This is a genomic window from Pseudomonas sp. YA1 (assembly GCF_058680555.1).
In genome coordinates this window covers 124,419-148,700 of record NZ_JBZWBG010000010.1, presented here as the reverse complement: position 1 = coordinate 148,700, position 24,282 = coordinate 124,419, and the positions used below count along the sequence as shown (strand labels likewise).

At 65.7% G+C, this 24,282-nt stretch carries 18 protein-coding genes and 4 tRNA genes; 9 read left to right on the top strand and 13 right to left on the bottom strand.

Features of this window, described 5'->3' with window-relative positions; genetic code table 11:
* Positions 1–50: 50 nt before the first annotated feature.
* The 7 genes from nirB to acnB all read right to left on the bottom strand — a co-directional run bounded on the left by nirB (position 51) and on the right by acnB (position 11,518).
* Complete coding sequence (gene nirB / locus AC4OR5_RS16030) at positions 51–2,501, bottom strand: nitrite reductase large subunit NirB (RefSeq protein ID WP_003098052.1); 2,451 nt, start codon at positions 2,499–2,501, stop codon at positions 51–53.
* Positions 2,502–2,768: 267 nt separating this feature from the next.
* A complete protein-coding gene (locus AC4OR5_RS16025; protein WP_096082785.1) occupies positions 2,769–4,364 on the bottom strand; it encodes a bifunctional protein-serine/threonine kinase/phosphatase in 1,596 nt (531 codons plus the stop codon).
* Positions 4,365–4,438: 74 nt separating this feature from the next.
* Positions 4,439–5,650: a NarK family nitrate/nitrite MFS transporter gene (locus AC4OR5_RS16020; RefSeq protein WP_003087861.1), complete on the bottom strand. Its 1,212-nt coding sequence runs from the start codon at positions 5,648–5,650 to the stop codon at positions 4,439–4,441.
* A 353-nt stretch (positions 5,651–6,003) separates the two neighbouring features.
* The gene (locus tag AC4OR5_RS16015; RefSeq protein WP_003087865.1) at positions 6,004–6,699 is read right to left on the bottom strand and encodes a polysaccharide lyase family 7 protein; all 696 of its coding nucleotides are present in this window, start codon (positions 6,697–6,699) and stop codon (positions 6,004–6,006) included.
* A 229-nt stretch (positions 6,700–6,928) separates the two neighbouring features.
* The gene (locus AC4OR5_RS16010; RefSeq protein ID WP_003087868.1) at positions 6,929–7,507 is read right to left on the bottom strand and encodes an ANTAR domain-containing response regulator; all 579 of its coding nucleotides are present in this window, start codon (positions 7,505–7,507) and stop codon (positions 6,929–6,931) included.
* 16 nt (positions 7,508–7,523) lie between these two features.
* Entirely contained in the window at positions 7,524–8,732 is a 1,209-nt protein-coding gene (locus tag AC4OR5_RS16005) for a CmpA/NrtA family ABC transporter substrate-binding protein (RefSeq protein WP_058160673.1), read from the bottom strand.
* A 176-nt stretch (positions 8,733–8,908) separates the two neighbouring features.
* Positions 8,909–11,518 (bottom strand): bifunctional aconitate hydratase 2/2-methylisocitrate dehydratase, encoded by a 2,610-nt coding sequence (acnB, locus tag AC4OR5_RS16000; protein WP_003087875.1) that lies wholly within the window; start codon positions 11,516–11,518, stop codon positions 8,909–8,911.
* A 381-nt stretch (positions 11,519–11,899) separates the two neighbouring features.
* On the opposite strand from acnB, the gene AC4OR5_RS15995 reads away from it, so the two are divergent.
* Positions 11,900–12,367: a DUF1289 domain-containing protein gene (locus AC4OR5_RS15995; protein WP_003098041.1), complete on the top strand. Its 468-nt coding sequence runs from the start codon at positions 11,900–11,902 to the stop codon at positions 12,365–12,367.
* A 55-nt stretch (positions 12,368–12,422) separates the two neighbouring features.
* Here AC4OR5_RS15995 and AC4OR5_RS15990 read toward each other — a convergent pair whose 3' ends face one another.
* The gene (locus tag AC4OR5_RS15990) at positions 12,423–13,286 is read right to left on the bottom strand and encodes a universal stress protein (protein ID WP_003087881.1); all 864 of its coding nucleotides are present in this window, start codon (positions 13,284–13,286) and stop codon (positions 12,423–12,425) included.
* 170 nt (positions 13,287–13,456) lie between these two features.
* Between AC4OR5_RS15990 and AC4OR5_RS15985 the strand changes: the two genes are divergently transcribed.
* The gene (locus AC4OR5_RS15985; RefSeq protein ID WP_004342965.1) at positions 13,457–14,080 is read left to right on the top strand and encodes a tRNA isopentenyl-2-thiomethyl-A-37 hydroxylase MiaE; all 624 of its coding nucleotides are present in this window, start codon (positions 13,457–13,459) and stop codon (positions 14,078–14,080) included.
* 49 nt (positions 14,081–14,129) lie between these two features.
* Here the strand turns inward: AC4OR5_RS15985 and AC4OR5_RS15980 are convergent, their stop codons facing one another.
* The 3 genes from AC4OR5_RS15980 to AC4OR5_RS15970 all read right to left on the bottom strand — a co-directional run bounded on the left by AC4OR5_RS15980 (position 14,130) and on the right by AC4OR5_RS15970 (position 16,819).
* Positions 14,130–15,461, bottom strand: a complete 1,332-nt coding sequence (locus AC4OR5_RS15980) for an SPFH domain-containing protein (RefSeq protein WP_003087885.1) — start codon at positions 15,459–15,461, stop codon at positions 14,130–14,132.
* Positions 15,462–15,594: 133 nt separating this feature from the next.
* On the bottom strand, positions 15,595–16,317 hold the full coding sequence (lpxH, locus tag AC4OR5_RS15975; protein WP_009314628.1) for a UDP-2,3-diacylglucosamine diphosphatase: 723 nt from the start codon (positions 16,315–16,317) through the stop codon (positions 15,595–15,597).
* Between the two features lie 4 nt (positions 16,318–16,321).
* A complete protein-coding gene (locus AC4OR5_RS15970; RefSeq protein WP_003087890.1) occupies positions 16,322–16,819 on the bottom strand; it encodes a peptidylprolyl isomerase in 498 nt (165 codons plus the stop codon).
* 122 nt (positions 16,820–16,941) lie between these two features.
* On the opposite strand from AC4OR5_RS15970, the gene AC4OR5_RS15965 reads away from it, so the two are divergent.
* Together AC4OR5_RS15965 and cysS are read left to right on the top strand one after the other, a co-directional pair.
* Positions 16,942–18,612 (top strand): glutamine--tRNA ligase/YqeY domain fusion protein, encoded by a 1,671-nt coding sequence (locus AC4OR5_RS15965; protein WP_043104979.1) that lies wholly within the window; start codon positions 16,942–16,944, stop codon positions 18,610–18,612.
* 9 nt (positions 18,613–18,621) lie between these two features.
* On the top strand, positions 18,622–20,004 hold the full coding sequence (cysS, locus tag AC4OR5_RS15960; RefSeq protein ID WP_003113587.1) for a cysteine--tRNA ligase: 1,383 nt from the start codon (positions 18,622–18,624) through the stop codon (positions 20,002–20,004).
* A 57-nt stretch (positions 20,005–20,061) separates the two neighbouring features.
* Here cysS and folD read toward each other — a convergent pair whose 3' ends face one another.
* A complete protein-coding gene (gene folD, locus AC4OR5_RS15955) occupies positions 20,062–20,916 on the bottom strand; it encodes a bifunctional methylenetetrahydrofolate dehydrogenase/methenyltetrahydrofolate cyclohydrolase FolD (protein ID WP_003087898.1) in 855 nt (284 codons plus the stop codon).
* A 278-nt stretch (positions 20,917–21,194) separates the two neighbouring features.
* On the opposite strand from folD, the gene AC4OR5_RS15950 reads away from it, so the two are divergent.
* The 5 genes from AC4OR5_RS15950 (at position 21,195) to AC4OR5_RS15930 (ending at position 22,089) form a co-directional block, all read left to right on the top strand.
* Positions 21,195–21,271, top strand: a tRNA-Arg gene (locus tag AC4OR5_RS15950).
* 51 nt (positions 21,272–21,322) lie between these two features.
* Positions 21,323–21,398: transfer RNA gene (locus AC4OR5_RS15945), tRNA-His, on the top strand.
* A gap of 54 nt (positions 21,399–21,452) precedes the next feature.
* Positions 21,453–21,537: transfer RNA gene (locus AC4OR5_RS15940), tRNA-Leu, on the top strand.
* A gap of 66 nt (positions 21,538–21,603) precedes the next feature.
* Positions 21,604–21,679: transfer RNA gene (locus tag AC4OR5_RS15935), tRNA-His, on the top strand.
* A gap of 188 nt (positions 21,680–21,867) precedes the next feature.
* On the top strand, positions 21,868–22,089 hold the full coding sequence (locus AC4OR5_RS15930; RefSeq protein ID WP_003087901.1) for a hypothetical protein: 222 nt from the start codon (positions 21,868–21,870) through the stop codon (positions 22,087–22,089).
* Between the two features lie 286 nt (positions 22,090–22,375).
* Here AC4OR5_RS15930 and AC4OR5_RS15925 read toward each other — a convergent pair whose 3' ends face one another.
* Complete coding sequence (locus AC4OR5_RS15925; protein ID WP_058160658.1) at positions 22,376–24,208, bottom strand: serine hydrolase domain-containing protein; 1,833 nt, start codon at positions 24,206–24,208, stop codon at positions 22,376–22,378.
* Between the last annotated feature and the right edge of the window lie 74 nt (positions 24,209–24,282).

Below are 24,282 nucleotides of genomic sequence, written 5' to 3'. Positions count from 1 at the left end.
GTTCACTCCGGTAGGGGGAGGGCCGCCGTGGGACGGCCCGGACAAGGGATTCAGACGTTTTCCAGTTGCTTGAGCGGAATCCGTTCGAACTCCTTCTTCAATTGCGGCTGTTCGATGCGCTGCTTCCATGGGTCCTGCTCGAAGGAGAGGGCGAATTGCAGGCGGTCGTTGAGCGCCTTGCGGTTTTCCGCGTCCTCGACCACCGCCTTGCGGATGTGCTCCATGCCGACCCGCTGCAGGTAATGCACCGTGCGCTCCAGGTAGAAGGCTTCCTCGCGGTAGAGCTGGAGGAAGGCGCCGTTGTATTCGCGCACTTCTTCGGCGGTCTTGAGCTTGACGAAGAACTCCGCGACCTCGGTCTTGATCCCGCCGTTGCCGCCGATGTACATCTCCCAACCGGAGTCCACGCCGATGATGCCGACGTCCTTGATCCCGGCCTCGGCGCAATTGCGCGGGCAGCCGGAGACCGCCAGCTTGACCTTGTGCGGCGACCACATGTTGAACAGGTCGTGTTCCAGATCGATGCCCAGCTGCGTCGAGTTTTGCGTGCCGAAGCGGCAGAACTCGCTGCCGACGCAGGTCTTCACGGTGCGGATGGATTTGCCGTAGGCATGTCCGGAGGGCATGTCGAGGTCTTTCCAGATGGCCGGCAGATCGTCCTTCTTCACCCCCAGTAGGTCGATGCGCTGGCCGCCGGTGACCTTGACCATCGGCACCTGGTACTTGTCGGCGACGTCGGCGATGCGCCGCAACTCGGCGGCGTTGGTCACGCCGCCCCACATCCGCGGTACCACCGAGTAGGTGCCGTCCTTCTGGATGTTGGCGTGGGCGCGTTCGTTGATCAGGCGCGACTGCGGATCGTCCTTGGCTTCTCCCGGCCAGGTTGAGATCAGGTAGTAGTTCAGGGCCGGGCGGCAGGTGGCACAGCCGTTCGGGGTCTTCCAGTCCATGAAGCGCATGGCGGCGTCGAGACTGGTCAGCCGGTGTTCGCGAATGGCCTTGCGGATCTGCCCGTGGTTGAGGTCGCTGCAGCCGCAGATGGCCTTCTCGCTCTTCGGCTTGACGTCGGCGGCGCCGCCGACGGTGCTGATCAGGATCTGTTCCACCAATCCCGCGCAGGAGCCACAGGAGCTGGCGGCCTTGGTGTGTTTCTTGACTTCGTCGACGCTGAACAGGCCGTGTTCTTGTATGGCCTTGACGATGGTGCCCTTGCAGACGCCGTTGCAGCCGCATACTTCGGCCGTGTCGGGCATGCTCGCGGCGCTGTTCTGGCCCTGGTGGCCGACATCGCCGAGGGCGTTCTCGCCGAACATCAGGTGGTCGCGGATCTGCGCGACGTTGTGGTTCTCGCGGATCTGCCGGAAGTACCAGCCGCCGTCGGCGGTGTCGCCGTAGAGACAGGCGCCGACCAGTACATCGTCCTTGATCACCAGCTTCTTGTAGACGCCGCCGATGGGGTCGGAAAGGGTGATGGTCTCGCTGCCTTCGCCGCCGATGAAGTCGCCGGCGGAGAACAGGTCGATACCGGTCACCTTGAGCTTGGTCGAGGTCACCGAGCCCTGGTAGCGGGCGTAACCGAGATGAGCCAGGTGGTTGGCGCAGACCTTGGCCTGCTCGAACAGCGGCGCAACCAGGCCGTAGGCGATGCCACGGTGGTTGGCGCATTCGCCGACCGCATAGATGCGTGGGTCGTAGGTCTGCAGGGTGTCATTGACCAGGATGCCGCGGTTGCAGGGGATGCCCGCGCTTTCGGCCAGCTCGGTATTGGGGCGGATGCCGGCGGCCATTACCACCAGGTCGGCGGGAATCACGTCGCCGTCGTTGAACTGCACGGCACAGACCCGGCCGCTGCCGTTGTCCATCAGTTCCTGGGTCTGGGTGTTCAGGCGGAAGCGGATGCCGCGGGCTTCCAGCGCGCCTTGCAGGAGTTTGCCGGCGGTGCGGTCCAGTTGGCGTTCCAGCAGCCAGTCGGAGAGGTGCACGACGGTCACGTCCATGCCGCGTTGCTTGAGGCCGTTGGCCGCCTCCAGGCCGAGCAGGCCGCCGCCGATCACCACCGCGTGGCTGTGGGTCCGGGCGCAGTCGATCATGGCCTGGGTGTCGGCGATGTCGCGGTAGCCGATCACGCCCTGCAGGCGATTGCCGGGTATCGGCAGGATGAAGGGGACCGAGCCGGTGGCCAGCAGCAGGCGGTCGTACTCGGCCTCGCTGCCGTCCGCGGCGACCACCCTGCGGCGGACCCGGTCGATCTGCACCACCTTGCGGTCGAGGAGGAGCTTGATGCCGTTTTCCGCATACCAGTTGAGGTCGTTGAGGACGATTTCCTCGAAGGTCTGCTCGCCGGCCAGTACCGGGGACAGCAGGATGCGGTTGTAGTTGGGATGGGGCTCGGCGCCGAACACCGTGATGTCGTAGAAGTCCGAGTTGAGCTTGAGCAGTTCTTCCAGGGTACGGACCCCGGCCATGCCGTTGCCGACCATCACCAGCTTGATCTTCTTCATGCGGAGTAGCTCCTGCATAAGGTTGGCGCAAACAAAAAAGGCGTCCCGCTGTTGCCAGCAGGACGCCTTTGTCCAGGTCCCGTTCGGTCGGGAAACGCCGCCTCGTCGTTGAGGCAGGCGCTTTGTTGTCGATTGTCGGGAGAACCCAAGCAGGCGCCGTGCCAACTTGCGCTATTGCCTATCTCCATGGCCTTGCAGGGATAACGCGGGGGCTCCCCGCGGTCTTTCTGCTCCGTGCCGGGGCGTATCGCACCGGGCTGGTGCCACTCAGCCCTTCAGCCAGACCAGGAGTAGCGCCAGGTTGGCGGCCAGGGACAGCAGGGCGATGGCGCGCCAGGTCTGCAGCGGTTCGCGCTCCAGCAATGGGCGGGGTGCCGCGGCCGGCAACGCTTCTCCCTGTTGCAGCGAGAGCAGCCATTCCTCGGCGGTCTCGAAGCGCTGTGCGGGGTCGCAGGCGACGGCGCGCAGCAGCAGGTCGTCGATCCAGGCCGGCAGGTCGGGGCGATAGCGGCTGGGCGGGACGGGGCGACCGAAGCGCGGGTGCTGGAAGGCTTCGATCTCGCCATAGGGATAGCGCCCGGTCAGCGCCTGGTAGAGGCAGACGCCGGTGGCGTAGAGATCCTGGCGCACCGAGGGCGAGGTGCCGGAGAAGCACTCCGGCGCCAGGTAGCTGGGCGTACCCGGTAGCAGATGGGGGTCTTCGCGCGACAATCCCGGACACCAGGCCAGGCCGAAATCCAGCAGGCGCAGCTCGCCGTCGCGGCCGAGGTGGAGATTTTCCGGCTTGAGGTCGCGGTGCAGCAGGTTGCGTCGATGCAACTGGCCAAGCCCGCGCAGCAGCTGGTTGGCCAGCCCCAGCCACTCCGGCAGCGACAGCGGGCCATGGTTGCGCAAGCGCTCGGCGAGAGTCTCTCCGGGGTGCTCGCGCATCAGGTAATACAGATGCTGGCGTTGCGCCAATCCGTGCAGCTCGGGGAAATGCCGGCCCTGGACGCGGCGCAGGAACCATTCCTCGAGCAGCAGGGCCTGGGTTGCCAGCGGATCGTCGGCACGTGCGGCGGGAAGGGTCTTCAGCAGCCAGGGTTGGCCCTGGCCATCCTCGACCCGGTAGAGCAGGGACTGGCGGGATTCGCCGAGCAACTGCCGGACCCGCCAGCCTTCGAAGAGCTGGTCGGGCTTCAGCGGTGGCGGCAGTGGCCAGTGGCCCAGTTGCGCGAGGGCGTCGCCGAGGCTGCCTGCGGGCACGGCTTCCACGCGCACCAGCAGGGCGCTGGCGTTGTCCTGGCTGCCTGCCAGGTGGGCGGCGCGAACCAGAGCCTCGGCGCTGCGCTGCGGCTCTTCGGCGTTGCGCAGGATGCTGCGGATGCCGCTGTCGCCCAGCGTCGCCCAGACGCCGTCGCTGACCAGTAGCCACTGGCTGCCGGGCTCCAGATCGCCTTCCAGATAGTCGACCACCAGATGCTGGTCCAGTCCCAGGGCGCGGGTCAGCACGTGTTGCATGTGCGGCTGTTCCCAGACGTGGTCGCTGGTCTGCCGGAGCAACTCGCCGTCGCGCCACAGGTAGGCCCGGCAATCGCCGACGTGGGCAAGGGTGTAGCGGGTGCCGCGCAGCACCAGGGCGGTGAGGGTGGTGAGCAGCGGCTGGCCGCCGCCGTTGGCCTGTAGCCAGCGGTTCTGCGCCAGCAGCAGGCGGTCCAGGGACTGCACGATGGCCCAGGTTTCCGGAGTCGCATAGTAATCCAGGGCCAGCGCTTGCAGGCTGCTGCGCGCCGCCAGGCCGCCATCGGCGCACTGGCTGACACCGTCGGCGATGGCCAGCAGGTGTCCCTTGCTGGCGGCCAGGGCCGGCGCCGGGGTGACCACCCGCAGCGCGTCCTGGTTTTCCGTGCGAGGCCCGCAGGCGCTGGCCTCGCCGATGCTCAGTCGCAGCCCCACGCTCAGACCCGCGCGGCGGTAACCGCGGCCGAGCCCCAGGTGGTGCGCCAGCGCCGCTTCACCCCGTGGAGGCCGAACCAGGCCAGCACGCCGAGACTGGCGAACAGCCACAGGCCGAGCTGGTAGTCGCCGGTGCTTTGCTTGATCGCGCCGAGGCCGGCAGTCAGGCAGAAGCCGCCGATGCCGCCGGCCATGCCGATCAGCCCGGTCATCACGCCGATTTCCTTGTGGAAGCGCTGCGGTACCAACTGGAACACCGCGCCATTGCCGGCACCGAGACTGAGCATGGCGACCACGAACAGGCCGAGGGCGGCCATCGCGCTGGGCAAGTGGAAACCGACCGCGGCGATGCAGATGGCGGCCAGGGTGTACACCATCAGCAGGCTGCGGATGCCGCCGATGCGATCGGCGAGGGCGCCACCGAGCGGGCGCATCAGGCTGCCGGCGAAGACGCAGGCGGCGGTGTAGTAGCCGGCGGTCACCGGGTTCAGGCCGTACTGGTCGTGGAAATAGCCGGGCAGGGTGCTGGCCAGGCCGAGGAAGCCGCCGAAGGTGACGCTGTAGAAGAACATGAACCACCAGCTGTCGCGGTCGCCGAGGGCTTTCAGGTAATCGCCCATGGCCTTGGGCGCCGGCCGCTGCGGGGCGTTGCGCGCGACCATGGCGAACACCAGGAGGGTCAGGACGAGCGGCAGCAGGGCGAAGCCGAACACGTTGTTCCAGCCGAACGCGGCGGCCAGGCCGGGGGCGAAGAGGGCGGCGAGCACGGTGCCGGAGTTGCCCGCGCCGGCGATGCCCATGGCCTTGCCCTGGTGTTGCGGCGGGTACCATTGCGATGCGAGCGGCAGGGCCACGGCGAAGGATGCCCCGGCGAAGCCGAGGAACAACCCCAGCAGCAGTGCCTGCGCATAGCTGTTCACGCCCAGCAGCCAGGCGGCCGCCAGGGCGGCGATGACGATGACCTGGGCGAGGATGCCGGCGCTCTTCGGCGACCAGCGATCGGCCAGCAGGCCGAGCAGGAAGCGCAGTACGGCGCCGGCGAGGATCGGCGTGGCGACCATCATCGCGCGCTGCTGGGTGCTCAGTTGCAGGTCGCCGGCAATCTGCACCCCCAGCGGGCCGAGCACGTACCAGACCATGAAGCTCAGGTCGAAATAGAGAAACGCCGCGAACAGGGTCGGCGCATGGCCGGCCTTCCAGAAGCTGTTGTTCATCGAACACCTCGTATCCAGCGGAATCGGGGCGGAACGGCCGCCCGGCGGAAGTTGCATCGCTACAAGGTGAGCGTCCGACAGCGGACCACCCACCCGCCCCGACGCTGGGGCGAAACGACGAAGACGCCACGGGCCTCTGCCGGGAAGGAGAGGCCGCGCGACGTCTTTGTCGGGGATGGGTAACCGCCGTTGGCTACCGTCAGGCAGGACGTAGCAAGCTCTTTGCCAAGTTGTCGAAAGCGCGGCGTAGAGCGGTTGCAGGGACAACCATGGCGTCGGGCGTGCACGCCGCGGTGGCAGGCGTCGGGGGCTTGCACAGGGCTGGGGCGGCGCGTCCGTGCGCCGTCGGCGGTTCAGCGATGGGCGGTGTTCAGGTGGTAGATGGTCACGCGGCTGCCTTCGCCGCTGTCGCCGGCGTTGTCGTTCACGTAGGCGCCGGCCTTGAAATAGAGCAACTGGTCGTTCCAGGCGCTGCCGAGGGTCTGGTAGTAGGCGTCCTCTTCGCCGTCCTGGCTGCGCGCGCGCACCGCCAACTCGCCGCTGGAGGTGACGCGCAGGCTGTAGTTGAAGCGCTCGCCCAGGCGTACCTGCTCGAGGATCGACACGTTGCGGCTATAGGAATCGTCCGGGTGGTTGCGTACCAGCGCCTCGACCCGGCCGAGGCCTTCCTCGGGCTTGTAGTAGTACTGCAGCTTCACCAGAGGTTCGCCGTCGTCGGTCTGTGGCGACTTGCTGTGGATCTGGCCGATGATCACCTTGTTCTTCGAGGGGACCTTCTCGACGCTCATGGTCACCCGCAGTTCGTTGTCGGCCTGCCAGTAGTACCAGTTGTCGAGGCTGCCGTCGGCCTGGGTTTCGCGCAGTTCGGTGCGAGGATAGGTGCTGTCCTCGGTGTGCGAGCCGTCGATGGGCACCCAGAAGACCAGGCCGCCATCGTTGCCTTGCTGGAAGTACCGGCTCTGGTAGCCGTTGTTGAGTTGCTGGGTGGTGATCACCTGCGGGGTGGGTTCGGTGGGAATGGTAAGGTTCCAGGTGCTGAGATCGATCATGCTGAGCATCTCCTGACCGCTGAGTCGGCGGTGCGGTTCGGGCGGACGCCTGCGGCTCCTAGCCCTGGGCGTCCACTGCGGGCCTCCCTGGTCATGCTAGTCGAGGGTGGCGAGGGGGTAGCTCCCAGAACGGATAGGGCCGTTCCGGGCGCACGAGCATAGCCGCGCCGCTCTGCGCCGGGGGCCAGCAGGGTGGCTGGCGATATGATCGCCAGCTGCCCAGCCGGATTCAGCCGCCGAGCATGTCGTGCATGGCGATGATCTGCTCGGCGACTTGGATCAGCTTCTGCTGGCGGCTCATGGCCTGGCGCCGCATCAGCGTGTAGGCCTCCTCCTCGCCGCAATGCTTCATCTTCATCAGCAGGCCCTTGGCCAGCTCGATGCGCTTGCGTTCGGCCAACTGCGCCTCGCGCGCCTGCAGTTGAGCGCGCAGCGCCTGGTCGCTCTCGAAGCGCGCCATGGCGACGTCGAGGATCGGTTGCAGGCGGCTGGCCTGGATGCCTTCGACGATGTAGGCGCTGACCCCGGACTGGATGGCGCGGCGCATCACTCCCGGATCGTGCTCGTCGGTGAACATCACGATCGGGCGCGGCTGGTCGCGGCTGACCAGGCAGACCTGCTCCATCACGTCGCGGCCGGGAGACTCCGTGTCGATCAGGATCACGTCGGGACGCAGCGCTTCGACGCGCGCCGGCAGGTCGATGGTCAGCCCCGACTCGTCCACCACTTCGAAACCGCTCTCGAGCAGGGCGGCCCTGAGGCGTCCGACTTTCTTCGGCGTGTCGTCGATCAGCAGGATACGCAGCATGGCGGGCGCACCAGGGTCAGAGGTCGATGCCCTGGCCGGTTTCGGCCAGGGCGTGGATCGGGAAGCTGCGGGCGTAGCCGGCGGGGTCGCTGCCGTCCCAGATACGCCCGTCGATCAGCGTCGAGCGGCGCATGTCGGCGCCGTCCAGGCACAGGCCAAGGGCCGTCGCGGCATCGCGGTACAGCGCGGTCTGCTGGACCCTGCGGGCGATGCCCAGGTAGTCCGGGTCTTCGCGCAGCAGGCCCCAGCGGCGGAACTGAGTCATGAACCACATGCCATCCGAGAGCCAGGGCCGGTTGACTTCGCCGTCGGCGTAGAAGCGCAGCGGATGCGGGTCCTGCCAGGCGTTGCCGAGGCCGTCCTGGTAGCGGCCGAAGAAGCGCGGCTGGATCGCGCCGAGCGGAGCGTCGACATAGTCGCAGCCGCTGATCAGTTGCGCGGTGCCCAGGCGGTTCTCGGCGTTCTGTTCGATGAAGCGGCTGGCGTCGAGGACCGCCATGACCAGCGCGCGGGCGGTGTTCGGGTAGGCGTCGACGAAGGCGCGGGTAGTGCCGAGGACCTTTTCCGGGTGGTCCGGCCAGATCGCCTGGCTGGTGGCGATGGTGAAGCCCTGGCCCTGGTCCACGGCCAGGGCGCCCCAGGGGCCGCCGGCGCAGAACCCGTCGATGCGCCCGGCCTGGAGATGGCCGACCATCTGCGCCGGTGGAACCACCACGCTGTGCACGTCGTGCAGCGGATGCAGACCGATGCTCGCCAGCCAGTAGTTCAGCCAGAGCGCGTGGGTACCGGTGGGAAAGGTCTGCGCCAGGGTCAGGCGTGCACCATTCTGGCGCCGATGCCGGAGCAGTGCCTCCGCACTGGTCACGCCAGCCTGCTTCAGCGGTTCGGAAAGATTGATCGCCTGGCCGTTCTGGCACAGTCCCATGAGCACCGCCATCTCGCTTGCCGCGCTGCCGCCGAGGCCGAGCTGGACGCCGTAGACCAGCCCGTACAGGCACTGCGCGGCATCCAGCTCGCCGCTGAGCAGCTTGTCGCGCAAGGTGGCCCAGGACGGTTGGCGCCTGAGATTGAGCGTGAGGCCGTAGGGCTGGGCGAAGCCCTGGGTGGCGGCCACGATCAGCGAGGCCGAATCGGTCAGCGCCATGAAACCGATGTCCAGGGCGCTCTTTTCCGGTGCGTCGGAACCGCCGGCCCAGGCCTGGCTGCGTATCGCTCTGTCTGTCATCACCACCTCGAGTGCGGGAGGGCGGCGCGGCCGTCCCGTTTTCCAGTGCGCCGGCGCCGTCGTCGGCGCGCTTTTCCATAGCTGCCACAGCAAGCGCTATGCCAGGCGGCGCGGGGGTTTTCGCCGGGCAAGAAAAAGCCCCGCACGGGGCGGGGCTTGTTCGACGCGTCGCTGGATCAGGCCTGGACGACCGGGATCTTGGCGTTCGCAGCCGCTTCGCGGAACTCGGCGATCTGGTCGAAGCTGAGGTAGCGGTAGACGTCGGCAGCCATGCTGTCGATGTCCTTCGCGTAGGCCATGTACTCCTCCACGGTCGGCAGTTTGCCGAGGATCGAGGAGACCGCCGCCAGCTCGGCCGATGCCAGGAACACATCGGTGGCATCGCCCAGACGGTTCGGGAAGTTACGGGTCGAAGTGGAGACCACGGTGGAACCGGTCTGGACGCGAGCCTGGTTGCCCATGCACAGCGAGCAGCCCGGCATTTCCATGCGCGCGCCAGCCTTGCCGTAGATGCCGTAGTAGCCTTCCTCGGTCAGCTGGTGGGCGTCCATCTTGGTCGGCGGAGCCAGCCACAGACGGGTCGGGATGCCGCCCTTGACCTTGTCCAGCAGCTTACCGGCGGCGCGGAAGTGGCCGATGTTGGTCATGCAGGAGCCGATGAACACTTCATCGATCTTGCGGCCCTGTACGCTCGACAGCAGGCGCGCGTCGTCCGGATCGTTCGGCGCGCAGAGCACCGGCTCCTTGACGTCGGCCAGGTCGATCTCGATCACCGCGGCGTACTCGGCGTCCTTGTCGGCTTCCAGCAGCTCCGGCTTGGCCAGCCAGGCTTCCATCGCCTGGGCGCGACGCTCCAGGGTGCGCGGGTCGCCGTAGCCTTCGCCGATCATCCAGCGCAGCAGGGTGATGTTGGACTTCAGGTACTCGGCGATCGCCTGTTCCGGCAGCTTGATGGTGCAGCCGGCGGCGGAACGCTCGGCCGAGGCGTCGGACAGCTCGAAGGCCTGTTCCACGGTCAGGTCGTTGAGGCCTTCGATCTCGAGGATGCGGCCGGAGAAGATGTTCTTCTTGCCTTTCTTCTCGACGGTCAGCAGGCCCTGCTGGATCGCGTAGTAAGGGATCGCATGGACCAGGTCGCGCAGGGTGATGCCCGGTTGCAGCTTGCCCTTGAAGCGCACCAGCACCGACTCCGGCATGTCCAGCGGCATCACGCCGGTGGCGGCGGCGAAGGCCACCAGGCCGGAGCCGGCCGGGAACGAGATGCCGATCGGGAAGCGGGTGTGCGAGTCGCCGCCGGTACCAACGGTATCGGGCAGCAGCATGCGGTTCAGCCAGCTGTGGATGATGCCGTCGCCCGGACGCAGCGACACGCCGCCACGGGTCATGATGAAGTCGGGCAGGGTGTGGTGGGTCTTGACGTCGATCGGCTTCGGATAGGCCGCGGTGTGGCAGAAGGACTGCATCACCAGGTCGGCGGAGAAGCCGAGGCAGGCGAGGTCCTTCAGTTCGTCGCGGGTCATCGGGCCGGTGGTGTCCTGGGAACCGACGGTGGTCATCTTCGGTTCGCAGTAGGTGCCCGGGCGCACGCCCTGGCCTTCCGGCAGACCGCAGGCGCGGCCGACCATTTTCTGCGCCAGGGTGAAGCCCTTGCCGCTATCGGCCGGTGCTTCCGGCTTGCGGAACAGGTCGGAGGCGCCCAGGCCCAGCTCGGCGCGGGCCTTCTCGGTCAGGCCACGGCCGACGATCAGCGGGATACGGCCGCCGGCGCGGACTTCGTCGAGCAGGACCGGGGTCTTCAGCTCGAAGGTGGTGACCACTTCGCCGCTGTCGTGGCGAACGACCTTGCCTTCATAGGGGTATACGTCGATGACGTCGCCCATGGCCAGGTTGGTGCAGTCGAACTCGATCGGCAGGGCGCCGGCATCTTCCATGGTGTTGTAGAAGATCGGCGCGATCTTGGTGCCGAAGCAGAAGCCGCCGGCACGCTTGTTCGGCACGAACGGAATGTCGTCGCCGAAGAACCACAGCACCGAGTTGGTGGCGGATTTGCGCGAGGAACCGGTGCCGACCACGTCGCCGACGTAGGCGACCGGGAAGCCCTTGGCCTTGACCGCTTCGATCTGCTTCAGCGGACCGACCGAACCCGGCTGGACCGGCTCGATGCCGTCGCGGGCCATCTTCAGCATGGCCAGGGCGTGCAGCGGGATGTCCGGGCGCGACCAGGCGTCGGGGGCCGGGGAGAGGTCGTCGGTGTTGGTTTCGCCGGGGACCTTGAATACGGTGAGCGTCAGCTTTTCCGGGACTTCCGGCTTGGCCTTGAACCACTCGCCATCGGCCCAGGATTGCAGCACGGACTTGGCCGCGGCATTGCCCTTCTTGGCGCGTTCGGCGACGTCGTGGAAGGCGTCGAACATCAGCAGGGTGTGCTTCAGCTGTTCGGCGGCGGTGTTGGCCAGTTCGGCGTCGTCCAGCAGTTCGACCAGGGTGGCGATGTTGTAGCCGCCCTGCATGGTGCCCAGCAGCTCGGCGGCACGTTGCTTGTCGATAAGGGGGGAGGTGGCTTCGCCCTTGACGATGGCGGAAAGGAATCCGGCCTTGACGTAGGCGGCTTCGTCGACGCCCGGCGGTACGCGGTTGGTGATCAGGTCAAGGAGGAATTCTTCTTCGCCGGCCGGCGGGTTCTTCAGCAGCTCGACCAGGCCTGCGGTCTGTTCGGCGTTCAGCGGTTGGGGCACGACACCCTGGGCGGCACGCTCTTCTACGTGTTTGCGGTAGGCTTCAAGCACAGTATTTCCCTCATCAGTGGTCCCGGGGGACACGTATCCAGGAACCGACGCAGATCCGCTCGTCAGGCCCAGGTGGACGGTAATCCACCAACCTACGAGGGCATCGGCAGGTTCCAGACAGAAGCTGTTTTCAAAGTTTTACGCCGGCGGGCTGGGGTGGGGCTGGCGAGACGCTTGAGGGAGGCGCCGTCGCCAGCGTACCTGCCGGAAACTGTGCTCGTGACGCTTTGAAAACAGCTTCTAACGGACATTGGCGCCTAAAAAGGCGGACCAATGTTACTGGAAACTCGACGCAAAGTTAAGTCGGAAACCCTAGGAACCACAGGGTGAACTTGATTAGACAAAGGGCTAAGATGCCGCTTTGTTTTCGTTGTCCCGGCCATGTCTTCGCAAAGAATCAAAACCCCCTGCGTAGGGCTTTGCTCCACGGTATACGGCGACCTGGTATGCCGTGGCTGCAAGCGTTTCCACCATGAGGTGGTCAACTGGAACCTCTACGACGCCGAGGAAAAGCGGGCTGTCTGGAGTCGCCTTGAGCAGTTGCTGGCCCAGGTGATGGCCGCCAAGCTGGAAGTCTTCGACGCCGCGCGCCTGCGCCTGCAACTGGAGCAGCGGCAGATCCGCTTCGTCCCCGAGCAGTCTCCCTATTGCTGGGCCTACCAGTTGATCGCCCGCGGTTCCCGGCTGATCAACCAGATCGAAGCCTACGGCGTGGCACTGCTGCCGGAATTCCGCGACTGGAGCCTGCCGGACCTGCGCGATGCCATCGACCGGGAATTCTTCCTGCTGTCGGAAGCGCATTACCAGCGCTACATCGCGCCCTCGTTCCTGCAGGCGATCGACAGATAGGCGGTGTCTCCAGCGAAAAAGCCGCCCTTGGGCGGCTTTTTCGTCCGACCAGCGGTCACTCCTTGCTGGCCAGCTCCTCCAGGTGGGCGATGATGTCGTCCGGCTTCAACACCAGCACGTCGCTTTCCAGGGTATCCAGCACCACTTCCGCGGTATTGCCGATCAGCGCGCCGGACAACCCGGTGCGCGCCACGGTGCCGATCACGGTGACCACCGCGTCGAGCTTCTGCGCGGTGCGCGGGATCAGCACGTCGGCCGGACCTTCCTCGATGTGCAATTGTTCGTCGCTGAAACCGTACTCGGCCTGGAAGGTGCGGCAGGCCTCGCGATAGCGGGCCTCGATGGTTTCGCTGAGCTGGAAGGTCGGGTCGGCGGAGGAGAGCATCGGCGAGGGGTGGGCGCTGATCACGTGCAGCGTGGCCTTGGCCAGGCCGGCGATGTCGTAGGCATGGCTGATGATCCCGGCGTGCAGGGAGCGGTGCTCGCCGTCGTTGTTGCCGACGTCGACCGCGGCGAGGATCTTTCCGCCCGTCCAGGGCCGGGCGGTCTTGGTCATCAGTACCGGGCAGGGCGCGAAGCGCAGCAGTTTCCAGTCGTCCGGGGTGAGGATGGCCTTTTTCAGCGGGTTGTCGGGAAAGTGCTGCTTGATGATCAGCCCGCAGCCTTCGGCCTGTTGCTCGGCGATGATGGTCTGGTGCAGGGAGTCCTTCCAGGCCTGGTTGGTCGAGACGCTGTAGCCTTCCTCGCGCAGTTCCTGGGCCAGGTCGTTGAGGGCGGCGCTGTGGTCGCGGCGCTTCTCGCAGACCAGCAGGTGCAGGTGCGACTGGGTCACGCCGGCGATCAGTTGTGCCCGTTTCAGGGCGAGACCTTCCAGCTGGTCCGGTTCAATCACCACGAGGATGCTGCGAATGGCTTGCATGATCGTCTCCCTGAGTGCTTGTGGTTATCGCTGAAACAACTCTAGACGCAATCCAGCCGCTGCTCTTGATGCATATCAAACGGGTCGGCCTGCCCGACCACCGCAGCTTCCGTATAATGCTCCGCCTTTCCTGCCCCGACCAGCGTCGTGGCAGACCCTTTCCAGAATGAGTGACCTGCACCATGTTGCCCGAGATCGACCAATTCCTTGCCTGTTCCACTCCCGCCGCCTGGGTCGAGGCGGCCCTGGAGCGCCAGGACGTCATGCTGCTGGACCACAAGGCCTGCGAGATGAAGGCCGCGGCGACGGCGATGCAACTGATCGGCAAGTACTCCGGCCGCCTGGACCTGGTGAACAAGATGAGCCGCCTGGCGCGCGAGGAGCTGCGCCACTTCGAGCAGGTGCTGGCGATCCTGAAGAAACGCGGCATCCCGGTGGTCAATGTCAGCGCCTCCCGCTACGCCTCGGCGCTGCGCGACCTGGTGCGCAAGCAGGAGCCGCAGCGGCTGACCGATACGCTGGTGGTCGGCGCCTTCATCGAGGCGCGTTCCTGCGAGCGCTTCGCCGCCCTGGTGCCGCACCTGGACGCGGAGCTGGCGAAATTCTACGGCGGTTTGCTGAAGTCCGAGTCGCGGCATTTCCAGGACTACCTGAAGCTGGCCTACCAGTACGGCGACGAGGCCGACGTGGAGCGGACGATCGAGGTGGTGCGGGCCAAGGAGGCCGAGCTGATCAGCAGTCCGGACAACGAATTCCGCTTCCACAGCGGCCTCCCGGTGGACCTGGTGGCCTGAGCCGGAAACAAGAAAGCGCCCCGCGGGGCGCTTTTTTTTGCTGCCTGGATCAGTCCTTGACCTTGAGGTCGAGAGCCAGGTCGCGGGCGGCCTTGGTCGCCAGAACGCCCATCAGCTGGCCGATCTCGTCCTGGCGGCTCGCCGCGCCGTTGGCGCCGGCGCCCATCATTACGCTGGGGACGGGGGCCTGGGCGGCGGCTTCGGCCCAGACCTTGTTGATCGCGATCAGCGCGTCGAGCTTCGGCTGCAACGCGCCGTCCGCCTTGATCACCGCTTCGCGGGCGTAGGCCTCGGCGTCGGCGGTGATCTTGGTGGCCTGGGCGGTCACCGTGGCCTTGTCGCGCAGCAGTTCGGCGGTCTGCTTCTCGATCTCGGCGCGCTGCTTCTCGCGCTCGGCGTTGATCACCGCCAATTGCTTGTCGGTTTCCGCCTGGGTGGTGCGTTCGATCTGGTCGCGCAGGGTTTCCTGGCGCTTGGCCTCGACTTCCTTCTCGCCGCGGGCGGTGACCAGCAGCTTTTCCTCTTCTTCCTTCAGGCGGTTCTGCCGCGCCACCGCCAGCTCGGCGAGCGCCTGCTGGACCTTGACCATGCGCTGCTTGTACTGCGGGTTGGGATCGACGTTGGTGATCCGCGCTTCCACCACCTCGACGCCGAACTTGCGGAACTGCTGTTGCTTGCGTACCGGGATGCCCTTGGCATCGGTGACCTTCTCGGTGACGAACTGGCTGGCGTTGTTGTCGCCGAACGCTCCCTGCTCGGTGCCGGCCTGGAGGATCGCGGTCTGGTGCGGAATGGCGCCGCGCGGCCCGCGGACTTCCTTGCGCTTGATCAGGTACAGGCCGTCGTTGAGCTGGTTCTCGAACTCGGCGGCGAATTCGCTGCGGGCTCCGGCGTAGTAGTCGTCGGCGCTCATCAGCGAAGCGGTGGCCTGGAGGGTTTCCTTGATCGCCGGCACCAGTGCGGTGCGGATGAAATTGTCCGGGTTGCGGTATTCCTGGGCCATCTTCAGGAACGGCTCGCCGCCGGGCAGGCGAAAGCGCGCGGAAGATTCGACCTTGGCGTCGACGTTGCCGAGGAACACGATCGGGAAAGCCTCGATGGTGGCGCCGAGGCCGTCGTTGTCCGGATTGGTGTCGTTATCGTCCATGACCAGCACGGACTGCACGCTGATGGCCTTCTTCCAGGTGGTGGCGCGACCGAACCACTTGGTCGCGTAGCCGACGTCATCGACGATCTTCTCGTCGCCGAAGATGGTCCTTACGTGGGTCATGAAGCCGGCTTCGTTATAGAAGAACACGCCGTTGAACAGGCCGAAGCCGAGGGCGAGCACGCCGAGGGGGGCGGCGACGAACTTGATCAGGTTTCCCTTCGAGATGATCACGATCATTCCTTGATGCGGGGTGGGGGAGCGCGATCCTGCTGAAAGGTGGCCCGCAACGTCAAGATGGACGGCGGAAAAAATGCGAATCGCATAATGTTTCGCTGAAAGGCCCGCATGGCGGGCCTGGGGTGGGTCAGAGCGGGAAGGGCGCCTGGCGATGGCCGTTGGCGTCGACCTCCAGGGCCCAGCCCTGGCGGTCCCAGTCGCCGAGCACGATGCGCCGGGCGGGCTGGCCGTCGATGTCCAGCGGGTGTTCGGCCGGCCGATGAGTGTGGCCGTGGATCAGGGTACGCACGCCATGCCTGCGCATGACCCGGGGCACTTCTTCGGGTGTGACATCGATGATGTCGACGGCTTTCATGCGGGTCTGCGCGCGGCTTTCCTTGCGCAGCTTGCGTGCCAGCTTGTGCCGGGTGGCCAGCGGCAGGTGGCGCAGTACCCAGAGCGTGAGCGGGTTGCGCAGCCAGCGGCGCAGGCGCATGTAGGCCTCGTCGCGGGTGCACAGGCTGTCACCGTGCATCAGCAATACCGGCTCGCCGTACAGGTCGATCACGCTCGGGTCGGGCAGCAGCGTGCATCCGGCCTCGCGGCAGAACGCCTTGCCAATGAGGAAGTCGCGATTGCCGTGCATCAGGTAGATGCGCGTACCGCCGTCGGCCACCTGGCGCAGGGACTGGGCGATGGAGCGCTGGAAAGCGTCCATGCCGTCGTCGCCGATCCAGGCTTCGAAGAAGTCGCCGAGGATGTACAGGGCCTCGGCCCGGCGGGCGCGCTCATCGAGGAAAGACAGAAACGCCCGGGTGATGTCCGGGCGTTCCGCTTCGAGATGCAGGTCCGAGATGAACAGGACGCTCATCGCTTCATTCTTCGACGATTTCGGCCTTCTCGATGATCACGTCCTCGGCCGGCACGTCCTGGTGGCCGCTGCGCATGGTGGTGGCCACGCCCTTGATCTTGTTGACCACGTCCATGCCCTCGACCACTTCGCCGAATACGGCATAGCCCCAGCCCTGGGTGGTGGGGGCGGTGTGGTTGAGGAAATCGTTGTCGGCGACGTTGATGAAGAACTGCGCGCTGGCCGAATGGGGGTCCATGGTACGAGCCATGGCGATGCTGCCGACCTTGTTGGTCAGGCCGTTGTTGGCTTCGTTCTTGATCGGCGCGCGGGTGGGCTTCTGCTTCATGCCCGGCTCGAAACCGCCGCCCTGGATCATGAAGTTGTTGATCACGCGGTGGAAGACGGTGTTGTCGTAGTGGCCACTTTTCACGTACTCCTTGAAGTTCGCCGCGGTTTCCGGGGCTTTCTCTTCATCGAGCTTCAGGGTGATGACGCCATGGTTGGTATGCAGCTTGATCATGTGGGTAATCCGCTTTGTCGTGAAAATCGAAGGCCTGTCAGGGGGTTGACAGCTTCGGCTATGATAAGCGCTTTGATTTGCCCGGCCTACCCTGGTCGGGCGAGAGCATGACCAAGGATCCCATGAGCAAGCCAGAGACCACCGCCGCCCCGAACTTCCTGCGCCAGATCGTTCAAGCCGACCTGGATGCCGGCAAGCACGCGAAGATCGTCACCCGTTTCCCCCCGGAGCCCAACGGTTACCTGCACATCGGCCACGCCAAGTCGATCTGCCTGAACTTCGGCCTGGCCCAGGAATTCGCTGGCGATTGCCATCTGCGCTTCGATGACACCAACCCGGCCAAGGAAGACCAGGAGTACATCGATGCCATCGAGGCCGACATCAAGTGGCTGGGCTTCCAGTGGTCCGGCGAGGTCTGCTATGCCTCCAACTATTTCGACCAGTTGCATGCCTGGGCCATCGAGCTGATCAAGGCCGGCAAGGCGTTCGTCTGCGACCTCGGTCCCGAGGAAATGCGCGAATACCGCGGCACCCTCACCGAGCCGGGCCGCAACAGCCCTTACCGTGACCGTTCGGTGGAGGAGAACCTCGACCTGTTCGCCCGCATGAAGGCCGGTGAGTTCCCCGACGGCGCCCGTTCGCTGCGGGCGAAGATCGACATGGGTTCGCCGAACATGAACCTGCGCGATCCGATCCTGTACCGCATCCGCCATGCGCATCACCACCAGACCGGCGACAAGTGGTGCATCTACCCGAGCTACGACTTCACCCACGGTCAGTCGGACGCCATCGAGGGCATCACCCATTCGATCTGCACCCTGGAATTCGAAGACCATCGTCCGCTCTACGAGTGGTTCCTGGCCAACCTGCCGGTACCTGCGCAACCGCGCCAGTACGAATTCTCCCGGCTCAACCTGAACTACACCGTGACCAGCAAGCGCAAGCTCAAGCAACTGGTCGACGAAGGCCATGTCAGCGGCTGGGACGATCCGCGCATGTCGACCCTGTCCGGCTATCGCCGCCGCGGCTACACCCCGGAGTCGATCCGCAACTTCTGCGAGATGATCGGGGTGAACCGTGCCAGCGGCGTGGTCGACATCGGCATGCTCGAGTTCAGCATCCGCGACCACCTGGACGCCACCGCGCCGCGTGCCATGTGCGTGCTGAAACCGCTCAAGGTGGTGATCACCAACTACCCCGAAGGGCAGGTGGAGAACCTCGAGTTGCCGCGTCATCCGAAGGAAGACATGGGAGTGCGCGTACTGCCGTTCGGTCGCGAGCTGTTCATCGATGCCGGTGACTTCGAGGAAGTCCCGCCGGCCGGCTACAAGCGCCTGATCCCCGGTGGCGAGGTGCGTCTGCGCGGCAGCTACGTGATCCGTGCCGACGAAGCGATCAAGGATGCCGACGGCAATATCGTCGAACTGCGCTGCAGCTACGATCCGGACACCCTGGGCAAGAACCCAGAAGGCCGCAAGGTCAAGGGTGTGATCCACTGGGTGCCGGCCGAGGGCAGCGTCGAGTGCGAAGTGCGCCTGTACGATCGGCTGTTCCGCTCGGCCAATCCGGAGAAGGCGGAAGAGGGCGGCAGCTTCCTCGACAACATCAACGCCGACTCCCTGCAGGTACTGACCGGCTGTCGCGCCGAGCCGTCGCTGGGCCAGGCGAACCCGGAGGATCGCTTCCAGTTCGAGCGCGAAGGCTATTTCGTCGCCGACCTGAAGGACTCCAGGCCGGGCAGGCCGGTGTTCAACCGTACCGTCACCCTGCGTGACTCCTGGGGACAGGGCTGAGGAAAGACCGTGCTGCAGATCTACAACACGCTGAGCAAGACCAAAGAAGTCTTCACGCCGCTGGTCGGCAACCAGGTGCGCATGTACGTGTGCGGCATGACCGTGTACGACTACTGCCATCTGGGCCACGGCCGCAGCATGGTGGCGTTCGACGTGATCACCCGCTGGTTGCGCCACCGTGGCTACGACCTGACGTACGTGCGCAACATCACCGACATCGATGACAAGATCATCAATCGCGCCAACGAGAACGGCGAACCGTTCGATGTGCTGACCGAGCGCATGATCGCGGCGATGCACGAGGACGAGGCCCGGCTGAACATCCTCAAGCCGGACCAGGAGCCGCGCGCCACCGATCACATCGCCGGCATGCACGCGATGATCCAGACCCTGATCGACAAGGGCTATGCCTACGCGCCGGGCAACGGTGACGTGTACTACCGGGTCGGCAAGTTCGCTGGCTACGGCAAGTTGTCGCGTCGGCGGGTCGAGGACCTGCGCATCGGTGCGCGGATCGAGCCGGGCGAAGCGAAGGAGGATCCGCTCGATTTCGTGCTCTGGAAGGGCGCCAAGCCGGGCGAGCCGAGCTGGTCGTCGCCCTGGGGCGAGGGGCGCCCGGGCTGGCACATCGAATGCTCGGTGATGTCCACCTGCTGCCTGGGCGATTCCTTCGACATCCATGGCGGTGGCAACGACCTGGAGTTCCCTCACCACGAGAACGAGATCGCCCAGAGCGAGGCCGCGACCGGCAAGCCCTACGCCAAGTCCTGGCTGCACTGCGGGATGATTACCATCAACGGCGAGAAGATGTCCAAGTCGCTGGGCAATTTCTTCACCATCCGCGAAGTGCTGGAGAAATATCACCCCGAAGTGGTGCGTTACCTGCTGATCGCCAGCCATTACCGCAGTCCGATCAACTACTCGGAGGAGAACCTGCGCGAGGCCAAGGCGGCCCTGGACCGTTTCTACAACGCGCTCAAGGGGCTGCCCGAGGCGGCGCCGGCGGAAGCGGCGGAGTATGTCGAGCGCTTCGCCGCGGCGATGGACGACGACTTCAATACCGCGGGTGCCTGCTCGGTGCTGTTCGAGCTGGCGCGGGAGGTCAATCGTCTGCGCGAAAGCGACCTGTCGGCGGCGGCCGCGCTGGCCGCGCGCCTGAAGCAGTTGGCTGGCCTGCTGGGGGTGCTGCAGCTGGAGCCGGAAGCCTTCCTGCAGGCGGGCGCCGAGGGCAAGGTCGATGCGGCCGAGGTCGAGGCGTTGATCCAGGCGCGCCTGGAGGCGCGGGCGGCGAAGAACTGGGCGGAGTCCGACCGGATTCGCGACCAGCTCACCGCCATGGGCGTGGTGCTGGAGGATGGCAAGGGCGGCACTACCTGGCGCCTGGCCGACTGAACCCGCAGCGATAAATGAAAAGCCCCGCGTTCGCGGGGCTTTTCATTACCGGCGACCTCAGTCGTGCAGGTGTTCGGCGGCGTGCAGGGTATTTTCCAGCAGGCAGGCGCGGGTCATCGGCCCGACGCCGCCCGGCACCGGGGTGATCCAGCTGGCGCGTTGCGCCGCCACCTCGTATTCCACGTCGCCGACCAGACGGCCGTCGGCCTGGCGGTTGATGCCGACGTCGATGACGATGGCGCCTTCCTTGATCCACTCGCCCTTGACCAGTCCCGGCTTGCCGGCAGCGACCACCACCAGGTCGGCGCGCGACACATGGTCGGCCAGGTCGCGGGTGAAGCGGTGGGTCACGGTGACGGTGCAGCCACCCAGCAGCAACTCCAGAGCCATGGGCCGGCCGACGATGTTCGAGGCGCCGACCACGACCGCGTCCATGCCGTACAGGTCGGCGCCGGTGCTGGCGAGCAGGGTCATGATGCCTTTCGGGGTGCAGGGGCGCAGCAGGGGCATGCGCTGGGCCAGGCGGCCGATGTTGTAGGGATGGAAACCGTCCACGTCCTTGTCCGGGTGGATACGCTCCAGCAGCAGGGAGGCGTCCAGGTGGGCGGGCAGGGGTAGCTGGACCAGGATGCCGTCGATGGCGGGATCGTCGTTCAGGCGGTCGATCAGGGCCAGCAGGTCGTCCTGGCTGGTTTCGGCGGGAAGATCGTAGGCCTGGGAGAGAAAGCCGACTTCCTCGCAGTCCTTGCGCTTGTGCGCCACATAGACCTGAGAGGCCGGATCGGTGCCGACCAGGATCACCGCCAGGCCGGGAACGCGCAGGCCTTGCTGGCGGCGCTCGGTCACGCGTTGGGCTATCTGCTGGCGAAGGTTGGCGGCGATCGCTTTGCCGTCGATCAGTTGTGCGGTCATGTCGGAAGGGTAACCATCGAATCGGGTGGAAAAAGGACGCGCATTTTCGCATGGACGCCGCCCGGGGCAAAGGAGGCGACCCGCGGATTTGCCGTAACTCCTTTATATAGCTGAATTTTTTTAAAAAACCCGTTGACGGCCTTTCGCCCCCTGTATAACATGCGCCCCGCTTGCCGAGCACAGCCGGACGCAGGGTAAGAGGTAATGCAAGTCGGTTGCTGACTTTGTGATTGCCAGAGCTTAAAGTTTGCGCTCAGCATTGAATGCAGATGAATAAAGCGCCCGTAGCTCAGCTGGATAGAGCATCCGCCTTCTAAGCGGATGGTCGCAGGTTCGAGTCCTGCCGGGTGCGCCATTCGGCGAATCGGCAAGAAGCAGGCGATGTTTTACCGCAAGTCGTAATATGGTGGGCGTAGCTCAGTTGGTAGAGCACAGGATTGTGGCTCCTGGTGTCGTGGGTTCGATTCCCATCGTCCACCCCATATTCCGAAGCGCCAGGCCCGAGGCCTGGCGTTTTCATTTCCAAGCAGTGTCCCGCGGACGTGGTGGAATTGGTAGACACACTGGATTTAGGTTCCAGCGCCGCAAGGCGTGAGAGTTCGAGTCTCTCCGTCCGCACCACCTTCAGGCTCGGCTTGTCCGGCCGCTGCGGTTGAAGCCGGAACGTCCGGCACGATTCACGATATGGTGGGCGTAGCTCAGTTGGTAGAGCACAGGATTGTGGCTCCTGGTGTCGTGGGTTCGATTCCCATCGTCCACCCCATATTTCGAAGCGCCAGGCCTTGTGCCTGGCGTTTTCGTTTGCGCTTCACGATCTCTTCTCCGCTTGTCTTTCCGGCACCCAGCCCGCCCTCATGGGGCGACGGCAGGTTGAACTTGTTCCGGGTCCGGCGCTCTTAAGCGAGCCCGTCGTTCCTGGCGGGTCCGTATATGCAGTCTGGGTGAAGCGACATGTCGATGAAATGGACCGAGCAGCGCTTGCGCAAGGCTCTCAAGCAGATGGCGAACAATCATGAATCGGCTGCGGTCGAGGTCATGCGCGCCGTCGAGCGGGCGAACGATCCGAAGCTGGCGCAGCGCCTGCTCGAGGTGATCGAGCAGATGCACCAGGATGCCGATGCGCTGCGCTCCATCGACGACGAAATCGCCAGCGGCGTGATCCGTTGCCAATGAGGCCGTAGACGCTCCGCAGTTCAGGACTTCCCGGCGGAAGCCGGCGCATCCGGCCGGTTCGCCAGTTTCGGGCGCAAGGTCGCGCCCTGGGCTGTGTTCCGGCGAACGGTATAAGGTTGGCGGCCGCGGAAGGCGAAGGCGGTGAACATGTTCGTATTCTCTCTCGGTGCGTTTCAGAAACGGTGTTTCACCTGGACGCCCAGGCCGATGCTGTCATGCCGCTCTTCGGCGACAGCGGCGAAGCAGAGGCTGGCGAGCGTGCCGGCGAGGCACAGGGAGGGGCTTCTCATGGGGACTCCTTCCGTTGCAGCCAGGGACGTGCCTTGGTGTCTTGCTGGGCGAAGCGGTAGCCGAGCGCGTTCAGACCGTCGAAGTCGCGACTGAAGGTGTCTCCCAGGCCCTGGCCGCTGCCGGCCAGGACGGCGTGTGCGCTGTCGATGGGTTGCAGGATGAACTCGCCGGAGCGGGTTCCTCCAGCTTGTCCGCGCACCAGCAGGAAGCCGTCTTCGATCCTGATGCTCAGGCCGTTCAGGTAGCTGTGCCGGCTCGTGCTGGCGACGCGGTAGGTGCCGACGGCTTCGGTCCAGGCCTGGGGCAGGGGTGTCGGCTCGATGCGCTCGCCGAGGTAGGCGGCCTGGCCGTGGCGGCGGGACACCAGGATTCGGCGTTGGCCGTAGCTGACCACGTCCAGTTGCAACTGTCCGGCGCTGTCCATGCCGACGGGCCAGAACCCCAGCAGTCTTTTTCTCATCTGCAGCCAGCCCGAGGTGTCGCGCAACAGTTCCACGCGTTGTTCGCCGAAATCTGCGTACAGGCGACCCCGGCGCTCGTACAGGCGAACCTGGCCTTGGCGGGTTGCGTAGCGACCGTATAGCTGTCGCCGGTCCTCCGGGCTCGGCACCTTCAGTGCGGGGGCGCGCGCGGGGGTGGGCTGTACGGCGGAGCGACGAGCGCCCTGCCTGACCTGCAGCATGAGCGACGCCGCTTGCCGGGCCAGGGAGGCGGTGAGCGAACCGCTGTCATCGGCGTTGCTCATGACAATGGCGGCGAGGCGCTGTTCCGGCAGCAGAACCAGGTGGGCGCTGAATCCCGGGGTGGCGCTGGCGTACTCATAGTGACGGATGCCCCCTTCCAGCGGCGCGGAGCCGCACGGGCTGAGGAACCAGGCCAGGCCCACCTGGCAGTCGAAGTCCAGGGCATTGCCGGCGTTCTGCTGGCGGAACATCTCCTCGACGGAGTGTTTCCGGAGAAGCTGGCGCTCCTTGTGGCGCCCGTTGGCGAACAGCATGCGGACGAAGCGGCTGAGGTCGACCGGGCTGCTCCACAGATCGTTGACCGGGAGGTCGCTGGCGGAGCTGGGGCGACCGCCGCCGCTGTAGCCGTGGGCGCGTTGCGCCTGGGGCAGAGCGTTCCTGGCGAAGCTGGAGCGAGTCATCTGCAAAGGCTCCAGCAGGTGCTCGCGCATGTGCTGCTCGAAGTGCTTTCCGGTGTTGCGCTCGATGGCCGCGCCGACCAGTTCGTAGCCAAGGTTGGAATAGGCGACCTGGGTTCCCGGCGGATTGCTCAGCCAGACACCGGATACTTTCGCCGGCAGTTGGCCGAGTGAGTTCGGGCGTTCGCCGAACAGGGGCGGCAGGTGTTCGCCAGGAAGGCCGGACTGATGGCTGAGCAGCCGGCGGAAAGTGATCGCGCGATCCGCCTCGCTCTGGTCGGCATGGAAGCGTGAGCGTACGTAGAACTCGTGCAAGGTGGCCTGGAGCGGAGCGTCGAGAGAGAGTTGGCCGCGTTCGGCCAGTTGCAGGGTCGCGCTGGCGATCAGTAGCTTGGACAGGTCGCCGGCGTGGAATGCGGTGTGCTCGCTGGCGTTGATCCTGTGCTGTCGGTCGGCATAGCCGAAACCGCGAGCCCAGACCAGTTGCTGGTCGTCGACCAATGCCAGGGCCAGGCCGGGCACGTCCTGCCTTTCCATTTCCCGGCGGATGTGGCGTTGCAGATAGTCGATGACCTCGCCGTAGTTGCCCACGGCGGCGCTCGGCGCTGGCGGGGCGGGTGGCAGGCCGTGGCAGCCGCTGGTGCCGAGCAGGCAGCCGAGAAGGGGAAGGTGCATGGCGCGAAACATGGAATACCTGGCGGAAAGGCGAGGTGTCCCATGCTAGGGCGGGCCTGGCTGGCAATCCTTACGGCTTTGTCAGC